General features: G+C 74.6%; 17 protein-coding genes. 7 read left to right on the top strand and 10 right to left on the bottom strand.

Annotation, left to right across the window (positions count from 1 at the left end):
- Nucleotides 1–150: 150 nt before the first annotated feature.
- The 3 genes from ACWDVG_RS25285 to rpmG all read right to left on the bottom strand — a co-directional run bounded on the left by ACWDVG_RS25285 (nt 151) and on the right by rpmG (nt 1,824).
- A complete protein-coding gene (locus ACWDVG_RS25285; protein ID WP_451702140.1) occupies nt 151–1,338 on the bottom strand; it encodes a CobW family GTP-binding protein in 1,188 nt (395 codons plus the stop codon).
- Nucleotides 1,338–1,583 (bottom strand): type B 50S ribosomal protein L31, encoded by a 246-nt coding sequence (locus ACWDVG_RS25280; RefSeq protein WP_451702138.1) that lies wholly within the window; start codon nt 1,581–1,583, stop codon nt 1,338–1,340. Before ACWDVG_RS25280 ends, ACWDVG_RS25285 begins: the two co-directional genes overlap by 1 nt.
- 76 nt (nt 1,584–1,659) lie before the next feature.
- A complete protein-coding gene (gene rpmG / locus ACWDVG_RS25275) occupies nt 1,660–1,824 on the bottom strand; it encodes a 50S ribosomal protein L33 (protein WP_123456582.1) in 165 nt (54 codons plus the stop codon).
- A gap of 65 nt (nt 1,825–1,889) precedes the next feature.
- Here rpmG and rpmB point away from each other — a divergent pair, with 65 nt between their 5' ends.
- Both rpmB and rpsN read left to right on the top strand, forming a co-directional pair.
- Nucleotides 1,890–2,126 carry a 50S ribosomal protein L28 gene (gene rpmB / locus ACWDVG_RS25270; RefSeq protein WP_451702136.1) on the top strand — a complete coding sequence of 79 codons (237 nt, stop codon included), beginning with the start codon at nt 1,890–1,892 and terminating at the stop codon, nt 2,124–2,126.
- Entirely contained in the window at nt 2,126–2,431 is a 306-nt protein-coding gene (rpsN, locus tag ACWDVG_RS25265; protein WP_451702134.1) for a 30S ribosomal protein S14, read from the top strand. The genes rpmB and rpsN overlap by 1 nt, the downstream gene beginning before the upstream one ends.
- 141 nt (nt 2,432–2,572) lie before the next feature.
- On the opposite strand, the gene ACWDVG_RS25260 is transcribed toward rpsN, so the two are convergent.
- From ACWDVG_RS25260 to ACWDVG_RS25250, 3 genes are read right to left on the bottom strand one after another with little or no spacing between them, the layout of a single operon-like run.
- Nucleotides 2,573–3,583: a hypothetical protein gene (locus ACWDVG_RS25260; protein ID WP_451702132.1), complete on the bottom strand. Its 1,011-nt coding sequence runs from the start codon at nt 3,581–3,583 to the stop codon at nt 2,573–2,575.
- A gap of 4 nt (nt 3,584–3,587) precedes the next feature.
- Nucleotides 3,588–4,172, bottom strand: a complete 585-nt coding sequence (locus ACWDVG_RS25255; RefSeq protein ID WP_451702130.1) for an RNA polymerase sigma factor — start codon at nt 4,170–4,172, stop codon at nt 3,588–3,590.
- A gap of 60 nt (nt 4,173–4,232) precedes the next feature.
- Nucleotides 4,233–4,730 carry a hypothetical protein gene (locus tag ACWDVG_RS25250; RefSeq protein ID WP_451702127.1) on the bottom strand — a complete coding sequence of 166 codons (498 nt, stop codon included), beginning with the start codon at nt 4,728–4,730 and terminating at the stop codon, nt 4,233–4,235.
- Between the two features lie 199 nt (nt 4,731–4,929).
- Between ACWDVG_RS25250 and ACWDVG_RS25245 the strand changes: the two genes are divergently transcribed.
- Nucleotides 4,930–5,184 (top strand): DUF6479 family protein, encoded by a 255-nt coding sequence (locus tag ACWDVG_RS25245; protein WP_451702125.1) that lies wholly within the window; start codon nt 4,930–4,932, stop codon nt 5,182–5,184.
- Nucleotides 5,185–5,203: 19 nt separating this feature from the next.
- Nucleotides 5,204–5,425, top strand: coding sequence for a hypothetical protein (locus ACWDVG_RS25240; protein WP_451702123.1), 222 nt, complete (start codon nt 5,204–5,206; stop codon nt 5,423–5,425).
- A 41-nt stretch (nt 5,426–5,466) separates the two neighbouring features.
- Here ACWDVG_RS25240 and ACWDVG_RS25235 read toward each other — a convergent pair whose 3' ends face one another.
- A complete protein-coding gene (locus ACWDVG_RS25235; RefSeq protein ID WP_451702121.1) occupies nt 5,467–6,093 on the bottom strand; it encodes a flavodoxin family protein in 627 nt (208 codons plus the stop codon).
- Nucleotides 6,094–6,200: 107 nt separating this feature from the next.
- On the opposite strand from ACWDVG_RS25235, the gene ACWDVG_RS25230 reads away from it, so the two are divergent.
- Entirely contained in the window at nt 6,201–7,211 is a 1,011-nt protein-coding gene (locus tag ACWDVG_RS25230; RefSeq protein WP_451702119.1) for a DNA topoisomerase IB, read from the top strand.
- Between the two features lie 21 nt (nt 7,212–7,232).
- On the opposite strand, the gene ACWDVG_RS25225 is transcribed toward ACWDVG_RS25230, so the two are convergent.
- On the bottom strand, nt 7,233–7,568 hold the full coding sequence (locus ACWDVG_RS25225) for a DUF3040 domain-containing protein (protein ID WP_451702116.1): 336 nt from the start codon (nt 7,566–7,568) through the stop codon (nt 7,233–7,235).
- A gap of 187 nt (nt 7,569–7,755) precedes the next feature.
- On the opposite strand from ACWDVG_RS25225, the gene ACWDVG_RS25220 reads away from it, so the two are divergent.
- Entirely contained in the window at nt 7,756–8,448 is a 693-nt protein-coding gene (locus ACWDVG_RS25220; protein WP_451702115.1) for an endonuclease, read from the top strand.
- 107 nt (nt 8,449–8,555) lie between these two features.
- Nucleotides 8,556–11,600, top strand: coding sequence for a HAMP domain-containing protein (locus tag ACWDVG_RS25215; RefSeq protein WP_451702113.1), 3,045 nt, complete (start codon nt 8,556–8,558; stop codon nt 11,598–11,600).
- Here the strand turns inward: ACWDVG_RS25215 and ACWDVG_RS25210 are convergent.
- Together ACWDVG_RS25210 and ACWDVG_RS25205 are read right to left on the bottom strand one after the other, a co-directional pair.
- Entirely contained in the window at nt 11,590–13,914 is a 2,325-nt protein-coding gene (locus ACWDVG_RS25210) for a PP2C family protein-serine/threonine phosphatase (protein WP_451702111.1), read from the bottom strand. The two genes, ACWDVG_RS25215 and ACWDVG_RS25210, sit on opposite strands and share 11 nt — an antisense overlap.
- 208 nt (nt 13,915–14,122) lie before the next feature.
- Nucleotides 14,123–15,334, bottom strand: coding sequence for a S8 family peptidase (locus tag ACWDVG_RS25205; protein WP_451702109.1), 1,212 nt, complete (start codon nt 15,332–15,334; stop codon nt 14,123–14,125).
- Nucleotides 15,335–15,694 lie beyond the last annotated feature (360 nt).

Raw genomic sequence — 15,694 nt, 5'->3', positions numbered from 1 at the left:
TTTATTTTTTTTTTTTTGTTTTTTGTGGGTGGGGGGGGGGGGGGGGGGGGGGGGGGGGCGGGGGGGGGGCGGGGGGGGGGGGGGCGCCCGCCCCCCCCCCCCCCCGGCCTGGTCGTACGTGAAAGGGCTGAGAGGCGTGCCGACGCCGGTTCAGGCGGCGTCGAGGAGGGAGTCGAAGGCGGCCGGCAGCCGCTTCCAGGACTCGCGGCCGGAGGCGTACTCCGCGTCCGTCAGGAGGCAGGAGTCGAGGAGCCGTTCCAGCCCCTCGCGGTCCAGGCCGGGCGAGGTGAAGACGAGGTGCTGACAGCAGTCGCCGTGGTCGGGGTCCCAGTCGAGCGCGGCCGCCGCACGGCGTACGGGCGGCACCAGCTCCCAGGCCGCGTCCGGCAGCGAGGCCAGCCAGGGTCCCGCGTTCTCGACGCACAGGGCGCCGCCCGCGGCGTCCCAGGCGAGCAGGGTGTCGGGGCGGTCGGCCAGCCAGAACCGGCCGCGGCTGCGGGCGGCCGCGCAGCACAGGTCCTCCAGCGCCTGGTAGAGGCGCTCGGGATGGAACGGCCGTCGGCGCCGCCACACGAACGTGGCGACCCCGGCCTCGTCCGCGTCCTGCGGCAGCAGCGCGCACGCGGGGTGCTGGGCGGCCGCGGCGGCCTCGACGTCGAAGCCGCCGGTGGAACCGGTGGAGCCGAGGGCGCCGAGCGCGCCCAGGGCGGCCCGCGCGAGGTCGGCGGAGGTGGCCGGGACGCGCAGGGCGGTGGGGTGCAGCTGCGCGAGGAGCGCGCGGTCCTCGTCGTCGGCGGCGTCGCTGTCGACGACGGCGAGGACGGGCGCGTACTCCAGCTGCCGGGCCCAGGTGTCGCCGACGGTGCGCTGGTCGGTGGGGGCCGCCGCGAGTCCGGCCTCGGCGAGGTCGTCGCCGTTGGCCAGGGCGGGCAGCACGAGCGCGGGATCCACGGCCGTGATCACGTTCGTCAGGCGCAGCCGGTCTCCCCCGTGCCGGGCGACGACCTCGGCCATCGCCCTCGGCTCGACCGAGTCCCACAGCTCCACGACGGCGAGGCGGGTCAGCCCGCCGTCGGCGAGCCGTTCCAGCTCGGGGACGAGGTCCTCGCGCAGGGCGCAGCACGCGCAGTCGTTGACGAGGGGCGTCTCCCCGCGCGAGAGGACGCCGTCGGCGTCGCGGACCAGCCGGAGCACGGTGCCGTCGGGCGCGCCCGAGAGGTCGTGGTGCAGGGCCACGCTCGACGGGACGGACCGCAGGAGGCGGTCGACGACCTCGGTCCGCGCCTCGCCGTGCAGCCCGGCGACGATGACGACGGGCAGCCCCCCTTCGTGCTCCATCAGCGGGCTCCGTAGCGGCGCTCGAACTTCTCGACCCGGCCGGCGGTGTCGAGGACCCGGGCGGTGCCCGTGTAGAAGGGGTGGCTGGCGGAGGAGATCTCCACGTCGACGACCGGGTAGGTGCGGCCGTCCTCCCACTCGACGGTCTTGTCGCTGGTCATGGTGGAGCGGGTGAGGAACGCGGTGCCGGAGGCCGTGTCGCGGAAGACGACGGGCTCGTAGGCGGGGTGGATTCCGGGCTTCATGGCCGGGGCCTTTCGACGGTCGTACGGAAGGGGGTGCGGGGTGCCGGGGGCGGGGTGGCGGGTGCGGAGCCGGGGCTCAGCGCTCCTCGCGGAAGTCGACGTGCCGCCCGGCGACGGGGTCGTACTTGCGGAGCACCAGCCGGTCGGGGTCGTTGCGCCGGTTCTTGCGGGTGACGTAGGTGAACCCGGTGCCCGCCGTGGAGCGGAGCTTGATGACCGGGCGGATCTCGTTGCGTGCCATGGGGCTAGTATATGACAACGGTTTTCATTACCAACAACCAGCCCCGAGGAAAGGGGACGCCTCCCATGTCCGCCCACTGCCAGCTGACCGGCGCCAAGCCGGGCTTCGGCAACGCCATCTCCCACTCGCACCGGCGCACCTCCCGCCGCTTCGACCCGAACATCCAGCACAAGCGCTACTGGCTGCCGAGCGAGGGGCGTCACGTCCGCCTCACCCTCAGCGCCCGGGCGATCAAGACGGTGGACACCATCGGCATCGAGGCGGCGGTGGCCCGGATCCGCGCCCGGGGAGGGAAGGTCTGATGGCGAAGAAGAGCAAGATCGCGCGGAACGAGCAGCGGAAGAACACCGTCGAGCGGTACGCCGCCCGGCGGGCGGAGCTGAAGGAGACCATCCGGCGCCCGTCCGCCACGCCGGAGGAACGGGCCGCCGCACAGGCGGAGTTGCGGCGCCAGCCGCGCGACGCCAGCGCCACCCGCGTACGCAACCGCGACAGCGTCGACGGCCGCCCCCGCGGCTATCTGCGGACGTTCGGGCTCTCCCGCGTCCGCGTGCGACAGCAGGCCCACGCGGGCTTCCTGCCGGGCGTGACCAAGTCGTCCTGGTAGCGGAGAACGCGGCGGGTCCCGATCGGCCGCGGGCCGGGGCCGGTCGGGACCTTGGCGGTCGACATGCGGGGCCGGCCGTGGCCCGGGCGGCCCTGACCGGCCGAGCTGGGCGGTCGGCCGCCAGGACAGGTCTGCCGGCCGTCAGGGCCTGTCGTGGCCCGGGCGGTCGGGGCCCTTGCGGGCCGGCGGCACGGGGACGTCCCGCGCGTCGTTCCCCGGGCGGTCCTCCGGCGGGCCGACCGCACCGTCAGCCGTAGCGGCGGCGCCGTCCCGCGCGTGGTCGCCGCCCTGCGGTCCTTCGCCCTGCGGCGCGGCACGGCCCGGCTTCGGGACGACGTCCCGGCAGTAGGCCTCGACGGACTCCTCGCCACCGGCCGCCGCCACCAGGCGCCGCCAGGCACCGGAGGAGTCCGGCCCCTTGCCGTTCCCCGGGTCCTTGCCTTTCCCGTCGCCCTTGCCGCTTCCGCCGCTCACGTCGTACGCCGCCCGGCACAGCGCGGCCAGGTTCACGTCGGGACGGGTCGTCGGGGTCCGGTCGACCGGCTCGGTACCGGGCGCGTTCGGGTGCACGGGCGGGACGGCCCGTTCATCCGTGGGGCCGGGGGGCGTCGTGACGGGGGCGGGACCGCCGGGGGTGGGCGTCCGCGACGGAGCGGGAGCCGGTTCGCCGCCGAGGCGGCCGGGCAGCTCGCCGACCGCGAGGGCGACGCCGCCCAGCGTCAGGCTCGCGAGGAGCGCGGCCACGGCCGTCCTGAGGGAGCGCCGGGCGGGACGCCGTCCGGGCACGGGCGTCCAGTCGTCCCGGCGGCGCGTGCGCCGTCGGGCGTGGAGTCCGGCGTCGCGGGCGGCCCGGAAGGCGGCCAGGGCCTCCGCGCCGCGGTCCCGGCGCGGGTCGGTCCTGCGCCCCGCGCCCGAGGTCACATCCGCGTCCACGTCCGCGTCCGCGTCCCTGCGCAGCGCGGCCCGCAGCGATTCCGCCAGGCCGACGTCCAAGCCGACGTCCAAGCCGAGGTCCGAGCCGAGGTCCGAGCCGTCGGCCCCACCGCCGGTCCGGCCGTCACGCACGCCGTTCACACCGTGGTTCCCGGGGTCGTCGGCGGGGCCGTCGCCACGGCCGTCACCCCGGTCGTCCCCCTGGTCGTCGTCGAACACCTCGTCACTTTCCTCCTCTCCCCTTGAGTTCCTCCGCCAACCGCCTCAATCCCCTATGTGCCGCGGACCGTACCGCACCGGGACGCTTGCCCAGAACCCGGGCGGTCGTGGGCCCGTCGAGGCCGACGACGACCCGCAGCAGCACGGCCTCGGCCTGCTCCCTCGGCAGCCCCCTGACCAGGGCGACGGCCTGCTCGGTCGAGAGCGTCTCCAGGGCCTCCCCCGCGGTGTCGGCGGCAGCGGGTAACTCCAGGACCTCGCGTTCGAGCGGGGCCCGGCGCGGCCGGGCGCGCACGCGGCGCAGGTGGTCGAGCGCCCGGTGCCGGGCGATGGTCGCCGTCCAGCCGCGGAAACCCGGCCCGTCGCCCCGGAAGCGCCCGAGGTCGCGGGCTATCTCCAGCCAGGCCTCGGAGGCCACGTCCTCGGCGTCCTCGCCCACGACGCCCCTGAGATAGCCGAGCAGACCGGGGTGGACCAGCCGGTACACGCGCGCGAACATCTCCTCGTCGCCGTCCTGGGCGCGCTCGACGGCCGAGCCGAGTTCCGCGTCGCGTGCCGCGGCGGGCGTGTGCCCCGTTCTCTCGCCCACCTGATCCTCTTCACAGCCCGTCCGTACGCGCACCCCCTCCGGCCGCCGTCGAGGGCCGGATCACGAACATCCTGTCAGACCGTCACCGGCCCCCTGTGAGCACGGTGTCGGAGGTGCGGGACGGCTCCCCCGGCCCCGGGGCGGCCGTCGGCCGTGCAGGGTGAGGAAGTAGACCGACAGGGACGCCTGGGGACCCGCCTCGAAGCGGTTCACCGTCCGGCCGAGCGGATTCCATATCCGTCCGTCCGCCATGCGGACCCCGACCGAGGTCGCGAAGACGGTGCGCAGCAGATGGTCCGGGGGCAGGTCGACCCAGACTCCCCCGGCTGCGCGTACGAGCACCTCGCCGACGTACGCGCCGAGGCCGAGCAGCGGGCCCGCCACCGCGTCGCGGTCGGCGCCGCCGCGGCGCAACCCGTCGATGAGCCGGTCGACGACGCGCAGGCTGGCCGCCGTGTAGTCCAGCGGCAGCCGTGTCCTGGCCGTGGCGCGCTCGACGAAGTCGGCTGCGAGCCGCGCCATGTCGGACGCGCTGAGCGCGGGGTCTTCGCGGTCCATTCCTGATCACCCTTCCCACCCGAGGCGGCGAGGTTCGCCGGGTGATCAAGCGGATCCGGCCGCGGAATCGTCACGCGGGCGGGGCGTGACGCCCGTCACACTCCTCCTCCTCGCTCCCCCGCGCGGTGCGGTTGGTGCGCATGTGCGGGGGTACTCGGAGTCCGTACTTCGTGTCCTGCTTCCGACGAGAAGGGTCGCCATGCTGCTGTCGACACCGTCCACGCCCGTCCCTGTCGCGCTCGACGCCCCGGCGTCACTCGCCGCCGACTCCGGGTCCTTCGTGCTGCCCCTGGTCGGGGTGCCGGTGGTGATCCTGCTGATCCTCGCCTTTTGGTGGGGCTCCCGTCGGGTGGCGCGCAGGCGGCGGCCCACGAGTGCGGCGGCCCAGCCGCCGGCGGCACAGGCGCGGCAGGACTCCTGGGACTCGCCCGAGGAACGGCCGAACCGGCACTGAACCGCGGAAGGAGAACGTCGTGAGCAAGCACGAACAGCCGGAGAAGCGGGAGCAGCGGGAGCGGCACCCGGAACGGGAGCGGCCCGCCGGGCGCGGACCGCAGGACGAGCCGGACGAGCCGGACGAGGAGGCCGAGCCGGTCCGCCCGGCGGACGCCGATCCCGAAGGTGCCGACGGCCACACCGCGAAGCACCGGCGGCCCGGCATCGGCCGGGAGGAGCAGACCCGGCCGTACGCCTGACCCTCGGTCAGGCGTGGCCGGTTCCGCGCGGCCGACCGCGGTCAGCCGCTCGTCGGATAGGGGGCGCCCTTCAAGCGGCGCGCGAGGTGCGCGGCGTTGGCGGCGAGGGCCTTCGTGGCGGCCGCGGTCTTCTCCGGTGTGGCGTCGAGGTCCTGGAAGTCGGTGCCCTGCATGGCCTCGCCGACCCAGTAGGTGACGGCGTTGGCCGGCAGCGTGAAGCCGACGTCGTTCAGGCCCTGGAAGAGGTCGGCGCTGACGTTGTGCGCCCCGTCCTCGTTGCCCACCACGCAGACGCCCGCGACCTTCCCGTACGTCAACAGACGGCCCTCGTCGTCGCTCTCGCCCAGCTCCGCGTCGAGCCGTTCGAGGACGCGCTGGGCGACGCTGGACGGGTGGCCCAGCCAGATGGGGGTGGACAGGATCAGGATGTCGGCGTCCAGGACACGCTCCCTGATCCCCGGCCAGGCGTCGCCGTCGCCCATGTCCGTACGGACTCCGGGCCGGACGTCGTGGTCGACGACGCGGACGATGTCGCCGGTCACGCCGTGGTCGGCGAGGGCGCTCATCGTCTGCTCGGCCAGCAGGTGCGAACTGGAGGGTGCGGGCGAGGGGGTCAGCGTGCAGACGAGCGCGACGGCCTTCAGGTGCGGTGTGTCGTTGGCTTCCATACGGCTCCGCTACCCGCTCTTCCGCTCGGCTACCGGATCGCCTCCCGACGGAGCAACGGTGGACGTGCGTGACGGGCGGGACCGGAGAGGAGTGCGAGAGTGAAGAAGTGCGCATGAGGACGAGCGATCCCGACGGGCCGGGCTGGCGGCGGGTGCGGCACGGGAGGGGCTTCCGTTATCTGGACGCCACCGGCGCGCCCCTGGGCCCGGAGGACCGGGCGCGGGTCGTCGCCCTCGCCGTGCCGCCCGCCTGGCGGGACGTGTGGCTGTGCCCCTGGCCCAACGGACACATCCAGGCGGTCGGGACGGACGCGGCGGGCCGCCGACAGTACCGCTACCACGAGGAGTTCCGGCGGCGGCAGGACGAGGCCAAGCACGCGCACGTACGGGAGGTGGCCCGCGGGCTTCCCCGGCTGCGGCGGGCCGTCGAGCGCGACCTGGCGCTCCGCGGGCTCTGCCGGGACCGGGTGCTCGCCTGCGCGGCCCGCCTGCTCGACCTCGGCTTCTTCCGTGTCGGCGGCGAGCGCTACCAGCGGGACAACTCCTCGTACGGCCTCACCACGCTGCGACGGGAACACGCCCGCTGCGCGGGCGGCGAGGTGTGCCTCAGCTTCCCGGCCAAATCGGGGCGGCGGCAGACCCGGGCGCTGGTGGACGAGCCCGCGTACCGCGTCGTGCGCGCGCTGATCCGGCGGCCCGGCGACGACGGGCGGCTGTTCGTGTACTGGGAGGGGCGCGCCTGGCACCAGTTGCGCGCGGAGGAGCTGAACGCCTACCTGAGGGACCGCTCGGGGCGCGACATCACCGCCAAGGACTTCCGCACCTGGCACGCCACGGTCCTCGCGGCCGTCGCCCTGGCGGTCTCGGCGCCGGTCGCGGCGGACGGGCCGACCACACGTGCGAAGGCGGTCAGCCGGGCCGTGCGCGAGGTCAGCGACTACCTCGGCAACACGCCCGCGGTCTGCCGTGCTTCGTACATCGACCCGCTCGTCGTCGAGCGCTTCGAGTCGGGCGCGACCATCGCCGCGGCCCTCGGACGGCTCGGCGAGGACGGCGGCTTCGGCCATCCGGCCACCCGGGGCGCGGTGGAACGGGCGGTGCTGCGGCTGCTGGAGTGAGCGGCCGTCGCACCCCCGCCCTCACTCGGTGCCGTGCGGCCCGGACGAGCGGCGGCGCGACCAGCGGACGACGAGGTTCAGCAGGGCCACGAGGGTCAGCACCCACACGCCGGCGAACGCCCAGATCAGGGCGGGTGCCTCGGTGGAGACGGCCAGGACGAGCAGGGTGAGCGCCGTCGCGCCGAGCGCGGCGACGTAGAGGCCGGACCGCCGCGATCCGGAGCCCGGGCCCCCGAACGGCCGCCGTCCCCCGCGCATCGACCGCAGCCGGCGCGCGAGCGTCTCGTCCCGTTCCAGCTGTTCCTCGATCTCCGCCAGCACGCGTCGCTCTCGTGCCGAGAGTCGGGCCTCGTCCATCTCGACCCCTCCTCCCGATGCCTGGGGTCGACGCTGCCGCGCCGCACCCTGCGGGTGCCCCGAGCGGCGTCCTCGAACCGCTCACGGACCCCGGCCTCCCCCGTATCCGGCCCGCATGGGTGGGCGCGGCCGGGGCATCAGCACCGCGAGGGGGCGGCCCGCCGCACGACGAACACGAGGGTGGATCATGTCCCGGCTCGCCACGGCACGGCACCTGCTGGAGGAGCACGGGCGGACGTACGCCGCCGAGGCCGGGATCCGCCTGCGGAACACCCCGCAACCGCTGTACCAGCTGCTCACGCTCTGCGTGCTGCTCTCCACGCGCATCAAGGCGGACATCGCGGTGGCCGCCGCCCGCGAGCTCTTCGCGGCCGGGATGCGCACCCCGCGGGCCATGGTCACGGCCTCGTGGCAGGACCGGGTGGACGCCCTCGGCCGCGCGCATTACCGGCGGTACGACGAGAGCACGGCCGACGCGCTCGGCGCCGGGGCGGAGCACCTCCTCGACGCGTACGACGGGGACCTGCGCGGGCTCCGCGAGGCAGCCGGGGGCGACCCGGAGCGGGTGCGCGAGCTGCTGCGGGAGTTCCCCCGGATCGGTCCCGTCGGGGCGGACATCTTCTGCCGGGAGGCGCAGGTCGTGTGGACGGAGCTGCGCCCGTCGTTCGACGCCCGGGCCCGGCGCGCGGCGGGCGCGCTCGGACTGCCGACGGCGCCGGAGAAGCTCGCGGCCCTGGTGGACGGCGACGACCTGGCCGTCCTGGCGGCGGCGCTCGTCCGCAGCCAACTGGCCGGCCCCCGCCGCTCGGGCGCGGGCTCGGGCGCGGGCGCGGCGAACGGCTCCGGCTCAGGGGCCGCCCCGTCGGCCGCCTCCGGGTGAAAGCGCTGCGCACGCGGGACCGCCCTACAGTGGAGAGGTGGCGCGGACGCCATGGGTACGACCCCGCACCCGGGCCCGCGCCACTGTCGCCCCGTGCGAGGTGGTCCATGGCAGAGCGCAGGCCCACGCCCAGGACACCCGGGCACGCCGAGCCCGGCGGACAGGCGGACGCCGCCGAGCAAACGCTGCCCGGCGGAGAGGTGGGACGCGGTGGGCCGGCGCGGCCCGGCGGCACCTCGGAGCTCGGCGAGAGCAGCCTCAGGGAGCTGCTCGCCGGGCTGACCGCCGTGCGCGACGGGGACCTCTCCGTGCGGCTCCCCGACTCCGGCGGCGGCATCCTCGGCGAGATCGCCGGGGTCTACAACGACATGGTCGGGCACCTCTCCCTCGTGACGTCCGAGGTGACCCGTGTCGCCGACGAGGTCGGTGCGCAGGGCCTCCTGGGCGGCCGCATCCGCGAGCCGGGCGCGCGGGGTGTGTGGCGGGAGCTGACGTCCGGCGTCAACACGATGGCCGACAACCTGACCTCCCAGGTCCGGAGCATCGCGCAGGTCGCGACCTCCGTCGCCGGGGGCGACCTCACGCGCAAGATCCGGGTGGACGCGCGCGGCGAGATCCTGGAGCTGAAGGAGACCATCAACACGATGGTCGACCGGCTCTCCTCCTTCGCCGAGGAGGTCACGCGCGTCGCCCGCGAGGTCGGCACGGAGGGCAAACTCGGCGGCCAGGCCACCGTCCACGGCGTCTCCGGCACCTGGAAGGACCTCACCGACAACGTCAACTCCATGGCCGACAACCTGACCAACCAGGTCCGGAACATCGCGCAGGTCACCACCTCCGTCGCCCAGGGCGACCTGACCAGCCGGATCGACGTGTCGGCGCGCGGCGAGATCCTGGAGCTCAAGACCACGATCAACACCATGGTCGACCAGCTGTCCTCCTTCGCGGCCGAGGTCACCCGCGTCGCCCGCGAGGTCGGCACCGAGGGCAAACTCGGCGGCCAGGCGGAGGTGGAGGGCGTCTCCGGCACGTGGAAGCGGCTCACGGAGAACGTGAACGAACTCGCCGGCAACCTGACCCGTCAGGTCCGTGCCATCGCCGAGGTCACCAGCGCGGTGGCCGAGGGAGACCTGACCCGCTCCATCACGGCGGACGCGCCCGGTGAGGTGGGTGACCTGCGCGACAACATCAACGCGATGGTCGAGTCGCTGCGCGCCACCACCCGGGCCAACGAGGAGCAGGACTGGCTGCAGACCAACCTCGCCACGATCACCGGCCTGCTCCAGGGCACCCGCGGCCTGCCGGAGATCGCCGAGCTGATCATGGCCGAGGTGTCGCCGCTCGTCGGAGCCCAGTACGGCGCGTTCTTCCTCGCCCAGGACGGCGAGCGCGGCCCGGAGCTCGTCCTCACCGCCTCGTACGGCTCCCCCGACGACCCCGACGCCCCGCCCCGCCGCTTCCGCCTCGGCCAGTCCCTCGTCGGGCAGGCGGCCCGGGACCGGCGGGCGCTGCTCGTCGAGGAGCTGCCCGAGGGGTACGCGACGGTGGCCTCGGGCGCCGGCTCCGGCGAGCCGACCACGCTGATCGTCCTGCCGATCGTGGTGGAGGAACAGGTGCTGGGTGCCGTCGAGTTCGCCTCGCTCCACCCGTTCACGCCGCTGCGGCGGGAGTTCCTCGACCGGTTCGTGGACAGCGCGGGGGCCGTGCTCGGCTCGCTGCTCGCCAACCTCCGCACCGACGAGCTGCTCGGCCAGTCCCGCAGCCTCGCCGACGAACTGCGCACCCGCTCGGCCGAGCTGCAGACCCGGCAGCAGGAACTTCAGCGGTCCAACGCGGAGTTGAAGGAGAAGGCGGCGCTCCTGGCCGAACGCAACCAGGACATCGAGTCGAAGAACCTCGTCATCGAGCAGGCCCGGCAGGACCTGGAGGCGCGCGCCCAGCAGCTGTCGCGGACCTCCATGTACAAGTCCGAGTTCCTCGCCAACATGAGCCACGAGCTGCGCACCCCGCTCAACAGCCTGCTGATCCTGGCCCGGTTGCTCGCCCAGAACCCCGAGGGCAACCTCACGGACAAGCAGATCAACTACGCGGAGGTCATCCACTCGGCCGGCTCGGACCTGCTCCAGTTGATCAACGACATCCTCGACCTGTCGAAGGTCGAGGCCGGGAAGATGGACATCCGGCACGAACCGTTCCCGCTCCGGCAGCTCATCGAGTATCTGGAGGCCACGTTCGGCCCGGTCGCCGACGAGCGGCGGCTGGAGTTCGCGGTCACGGTGGCGGACGACGTGCCCGCCGAGCTCAACTCCGACGAGGCCCGGCTCCGTCAGGTCCTGCGGAACCTCCTCTCCAACGCCCTGAAGTTCACCGACGAGGGCAGCGTGGCCCTGTCCGTGCGGTTCGCGGCCGCCGACGAGACGCCGCCGGGGCTGCAGGGCGGCCGGCCCGTCCTGGCCTTCCGGGTCACGGACACCGGGATCGGCATCCCCGCCGAGCAGCTGGAGCACACCTTCGAGGCCTTCCAGCAGGGCGACGGCACCGCCGCCCGCCGGTACGGCGGCACCGGTCTCGGTCTCTCCATCAGCCGCGAGGTGGCCGGGCTCCTGGACGGCACGATCGAGGCCGTGAGCATTCCCGGCCGCGGCAGCACGTTCACCTTCTACCTGCCGGTGCCGGAGGCCGCGCGCGCTCCGGGCGCCGACGCGCCCGGAGCGGCCCGGGAAGCCGGGGCGGGCGCCACCGCCCTGCGGCCGGGGGCGGGCGCCGCACCGGATCCCGTCGCGGGCGAGACCGTGCTCGTCGTGGACGACGACATCCGCAACGTGTACGCCCTGACCGAGGTGCTGGAGGCGCACGGCCTGCGCGTCCTCACGGCCGACGGCGGCCGGCCGGGCCTCGACGTGCTCGCCGCGCACCCGGAGACCCGGCTCGTGCTGATGGACATCATGATGGCGGGCATGGACGGTTACACCGCCATCAAGGCGATCAGGGGGCTGCCGGGCCGCGCGGCGCTGCCCATCATCGCGGTCACGGCGAAGGCGATGCCGGACGACCGTGCCGGCGCCCTGGACGCGGGCGCCGACGACTACGTCTCCAAGCCGGTCGACGAGGACGTGCTGACCGACAAGATCCGCACCTGGCTCAAGGGCTGACGCCCGCGCCGCCCCCTTCCCGCGCGCCCCGCACCCGTACCGCGACGATGCTCGTGTCGTCGTCGGTGTCCCCGGGCGCCCTGGCGAGCAGGTCGTCCACGAGCCGGTCCGGCGCGCGGTCCGCGAGCCGCTCGGCCTCGGCGGCGAGGAGGGCCAGGCCCTCGTCGATGCCGTCGCGGCGGCGCTCGATCAGCCCGTCGGTGTACAGGAGCAGCGTGTCGCCGGGGCGCAGGCCGATCCGCCGTTCCCGGTACGAGGCGGAGGGCACCGCGCCGAGCAGGACGTCGCCCGGCGGGTCGAGCAGCCGGGCCCGTCCGTCCCTGAGGAGCAGGACGGGCAGATGGCCGGCGCTCAACCAGAGCAGACCCCGGTCGTCGGGGTCGTACAGGCCGCACACCGCCGTGGCCGTGGTGCCGCCGCCGGTGCGCAGGGTGACCTCGTTGAGCCACTCCATCAGGCGCCGGGGCGAGTGGCCGGTGAAGGCGAGGGCCCGCTGGGCGTTGCGGAGCGCCACCATGCCGGTGACGGAGTCGATGCCGTGCCCGGCGATGTCGCCGACGGCCACGAGGACCTTGCCGCTGGGCAGGGGCAGGACGTCGTACCAGTCACCGCCGACCCGGTACTCCTCGGTGGCCGGCCGGTACCGGACGGCGACCGTCAGATCGCCGGGCAGGTCCTGGACGTCCGGCACTTCGGGGACGATCGCCCGCTGGAGCTGGAGCGCCAGTTGGTGGCGGATCTCCGCGCGGGTGTGCAGGGCGGTGAGGCTGTCGAACGTCGCCGTGAGGGCCGCCTCGGTCCGGCGGCTGCCCGACACGTCCTGGTAGACCCCGGCGAAACCGGTGACGGCACCCCCGCCGAGCAACGGCTCGGCCGCGACGCTCACATGGCGCACGGTGCCTCCGGGCAGCACGATCCGCAGGACGGCCTGCGCGCCCGTCCGGCGTTCCGTCAGCGTCCGCAGGAAGCGGGTGAGGACCTCGCCGTCGCCCTGGTGCACCCGGCCCCGCAGGCCGAGCAGCGGGACCGGCGTCTCGGTCCGGTCCATGCCGAACAGGTCGTACGCCTGCTCGGACCAGACCGTGCCGGCGCCGGTCAGACTGTCCTGGAACAGGGCCACGCTCTGCAGGCGCGCCACGGCGCGGCCGAAGGCGAGGCGGGGGTCCCCCGCGGTGTGCCAGAGGACGACCGCGTGCTCCTCGCCGACCGGGAGCACGCGTACGTCGAGGAGCGGCGCGTTCCCGGTCTCCGCCTCCTCGTCGGCGGAGGCCGGAAGGCGGGCCGCGCGCTGGGCGCGGAGGGTGTCGACGGCCCGCCGCGCCAGGTGGGCGACGTCGGTGTGCACCCGGGGGAAGGAGCGTTCGAGGGAGTCGTCGTGGTCCGCGGGCCGGTCGCTTCCGAGGACGGCGCCCGCGTCGTTGAGGTGCTCCACGGTCGGTTTGCCGTCGGGCCCGGGCAGGCGGAGCAGCATCGCCGGATGGGCGAGGGCGTCGAGGAGGTCCACGAGGACGGGGATCGGGGGCCGCGTCGGTTCGGTGGCGCCGAGCACGGTGGCGGCGACGTCCAGGAGCGCGGTGACGCCCCGCCGTACGGGGGCGTCGAGCGGGGTGGGGCCGGGCCAGCCGACCAGGGCGAGACCGACCGTGGCGCCGCGGTGGAACAGGGGCAGCACCGCCCGGGCGGCGTGCGCCGAGGGCCCGGGCAGGGGCTCTCCGTCCGCGGGGCCGTGGTCGAGCCAGACGGGGACCCCGCCGGCGAGGACCGTGCGGAACGCCTCGGGCGCCGCAGGGGGGATCCACTGCCAGGCCTCGGCCTCCGCGGCCCCCGCTCCGGCGCATCCGGCGAGGCCGAGACAGCCGTCGTGGGTGCGGCGCCAGAGCCAGACGGAGTCGGCGCCGAGGGCGGAGAGGCCGCCGTCCAGGAGGGTGCGCGCCGCTTCGTGGCCGGTGTCGGCGGTCTCGGCGCGCGCGGCCGTCCGGCGGGCCCTTCGCCGCTCGGCGGGGCGGTCGGCGGCGGGGGCGCGTTCGGTGGGTCCGGCGCCCGGGCGGCCGTCCTGATCGGCGACGGAGTTCACGAGGTCCGCCGCGAGGTCCTCGACGGACAGGCCGGTCGCGTGGGCGAGCGCGGTGAGGTGTGCGGCGGCTTCGGCGGAGGGCAGCCGCATCTGAGCGGCGATCACGCCGGTGGCGAGGTCGAGGAGGTGGCGGTCGGCGAGCCGGCCGCGCAGCCACTGGTTCTCGGCGAGCAGACCGTCGGTTCCGGGGCCGTCCGGCGCATCGGACGGCGGCCCTGCGGCTCCCGCGGAACCCGTCACGACGACCTCCGTTCCGCACGTGCGGACGTCCGGAGCATGTGCTCGTACCCGATCCGGATTTTACTCGCGGGACGCTTCGGCGCGGGGAGGGCGGCGGCCGCCACGCCGGGCGGTGCCCCGCCCGCGCGCGGACGGGGACGCGGAAGGCCCGCCGCGCCCCGGGCGGGGTGCGGCGGGCCGGTGCCCGGCGGGGCCGGGGCGGGGTGCGCTACTCGACGATCTTGAGGAGCTTGTTGGCGGTGCCGGAGGTGGCGTTGCCGATCTTGTCGGGGGTCGCCCCGCCGGTGAGGGCGTCGGCGACCTGGGCCGGGGTGGCGTCGGGGTGGCCGGCGAGGTAGACGGCGGCGGCGCCCACGACGTGCGGGGTCGCCATCGACGTACCGGAGATGGTCTTGGTGCCGGTGTCGCTGTCGTTCCAGGTGGAGGTGATGTCCGAGCCGGGGGCGTAGAGGTCCACGACGGAGCCGAAGTTGGAGAAGTCGGACTGCTGGTCGTCCTTGGTGGAGGAGGCGACGGTGATCGCCTCCGGCACGCGGGAGGGGGAGCCCTGGCCGGCGTCGGCGGACTCGTTGCCGGCGGCGACGCCGAAGGTGACGCCGGAGGCGATCGCCTTCTGGACCGCCTCGTCGAGGGCCGGGTCGGCGCCGCCGCCCAGGCTCATGTTGGCGACGGACGGGCCCTGGTGGTTCTTGGTGACCCAGTCGATGCCGGCGATGACCTGCTCGGTGGTGCCGGAGCCGTTGTCGTCCAGGACGCGGACGGCGACGATCTTCGCCTTCTTGGCGATGCCGTGGGTGGTTCCGGCGATCGTCCCGGCGACGTGCGTGCCGTGGCCGTTGCCGTCCTGGGCGGTTTGGTCGTTGTCGACGGCGTCGAAGCCGTCGGCGGCCCGGCCGCCGAAGTCCTGGTGGCTGACGCGGACGCCGGTGTCGATGACGTACGCGGTGACGCCCTCGCCGCCGCCGTCGGGGTAGGTGTACTTCCGGTCGCCCGCCGTGTCGGTCTGGTCGACCCGGTCCAGGCCCCAGGACGGCGGGTTCTCCTGGGTGGCGTTGATGGTGAAGGTGCGGTTCTGGACGACCTTCGCGACGGCCGGGTCGGCGGCGAGCCGCTTGGCCTCGGTCTCGGTCAGGTTGCCGACGGAGAAGCCGTTGACCCCGGAGTCGTAGCTGCGGCGCAGGGTGCCGCCGTACTCCTCGGCCAGGGTGGACTTGCCCGTGCGGTCGGTCTTCTCGTCGAGCAGCACGACGTAGCTGCCCGCGACGGCGTTCTCGGCGCCGAGGCCGTAGACGGTGCCCTCGGCGGGCGCGGGTGCCGCGCCGGCGAACGGGCCGACGGCGACGGTCACTCCGGCGGCCGCGACGATCGCGGTCGCGACGCTGATGTTCCTGAACGTGCGGGCACGCTTGTGAGTTGCCATGAAAAGGGCTCTCCTCGCCAGGATTTGTGGGGGGTTGGGGCTCCGGAAGGACGTTCTCCGGTGCCTCGCTCGAAACCCTGACCGATTGACGAGTGCAAATCAAAGGGCCTTCACAGAGCCATGACGTTCTCACCAAGTTTTCTTGGAATGGGGGACGACAAAACCGTCGAATCGCCCCAGCGGCCGGCACGGCGTGTGGGGCTCGTCGCTCTCGTCCGCCTCCGGCTGCGCCCGGTGGGACCCCGACCCGGACGACGGCGTCGCTCCCGACCTGCGCTTCGGCCTCGCCATCCCGGCCAAGGGCGGCTCCGGCACGATCGACCTGACCACCCGGAGCGTCGACTTCCTGCCCGAGGCCGT

This window comes from Streptomyces sp. NPDC003327, assembly GCF_053589515.1.
Note: the sequence above shows the minus strand (reverse complement) of the source record. Positions and strands in the feature narration are given on the sequence as shown.

What these genes read in the sequence shown, in the direction of transcription:
- ACWDVG_RS25205 (WP_451702109.1), bottom strand. Translation starts at nt 15,334, where the DNA reads ATGGCAACTCACAAGCGTGCCCGCACGTTCAGGAACATCAGCGTCGCG.
- ACWDVG_RS25215 (WP_451702113.1), top strand. Translation starts at nt 8,556, where the DNA reads ATGGCAGAGCGCAGGCCCACGCCCAGGACACCCGGGCACGCCGAGCCC.
- rpmG (WP_123456582.1), bottom strand. Translation starts at nt 1,824, where the DNA reads ATGGCACGCAACGAGATCCGCCCGGTCATCAAGCTCCGCTCCACGGCG.
- rpsN (WP_451702134.1), top strand. Translation starts at nt 2,126, where the DNA reads ATGGCGAAGAAGAGCAAGATCGCGCGGAACGAGCAGCGGAAGAACACC.
- ACWDVG_RS25220 (WP_451702115.1), top strand. Translation starts at nt 7,756, where the DNA reads ATGTCCCGGCTCGCCACGGCACGGCACCTGCTGGAGGAGCACGGGCGG.
- ACWDVG_RS25245 (WP_451702125.1), top strand. Translation starts at nt 4,930, where the DNA reads ATGCTGCTGTCGACACCGTCCACGCCCGTCCCTGTCGCGCTCGACGCC.
- ACWDVG_RS25235 (WP_451702121.1), bottom strand. Translation starts at nt 6,093, where the DNA reads ATGGAAGCCAACGACACACCGCACCTGAAGGCCGTCGCGCTCGTCTGC.
- ACWDVG_RS25280 (WP_451702138.1), bottom strand. Translation starts at nt 1,583, where the DNA reads ATGAAGCCCGGAATCCACCCCGCCTACGAGCCCGTCGTCTTCCGCGAC.
- ACWDVG_RS25285 (WP_451702140.1), bottom strand. Translation starts at nt 1,338, where the DNA reads ATGGAGCACGAAGGGGGGCTGCCCGTCGTCATCGTCGCCGGGCTGCAC.
- rpmB (WP_451702136.1), top strand. Translation starts at nt 1,890, where the DNA reads ATGTCCGCCCACTGCCAGCTGACCGGCGCCAAGCCGGGCTTCGGCAAC.
- ACWDVG_RS25250 (WP_451702127.1), bottom strand. Translation starts at nt 4,730, where the DNA reads ATGGACCGCGAAGACCCCGCGCTCAGCGCGTCCGACATGGCGCGGCTC.
- ACWDVG_RS25225 (WP_451702116.1), bottom strand. Translation starts at nt 7,568, where the DNA reads ATGGACGAGGCCCGACTCTCGGCACGAGAGCGACGCGTGCTGGCGGAG.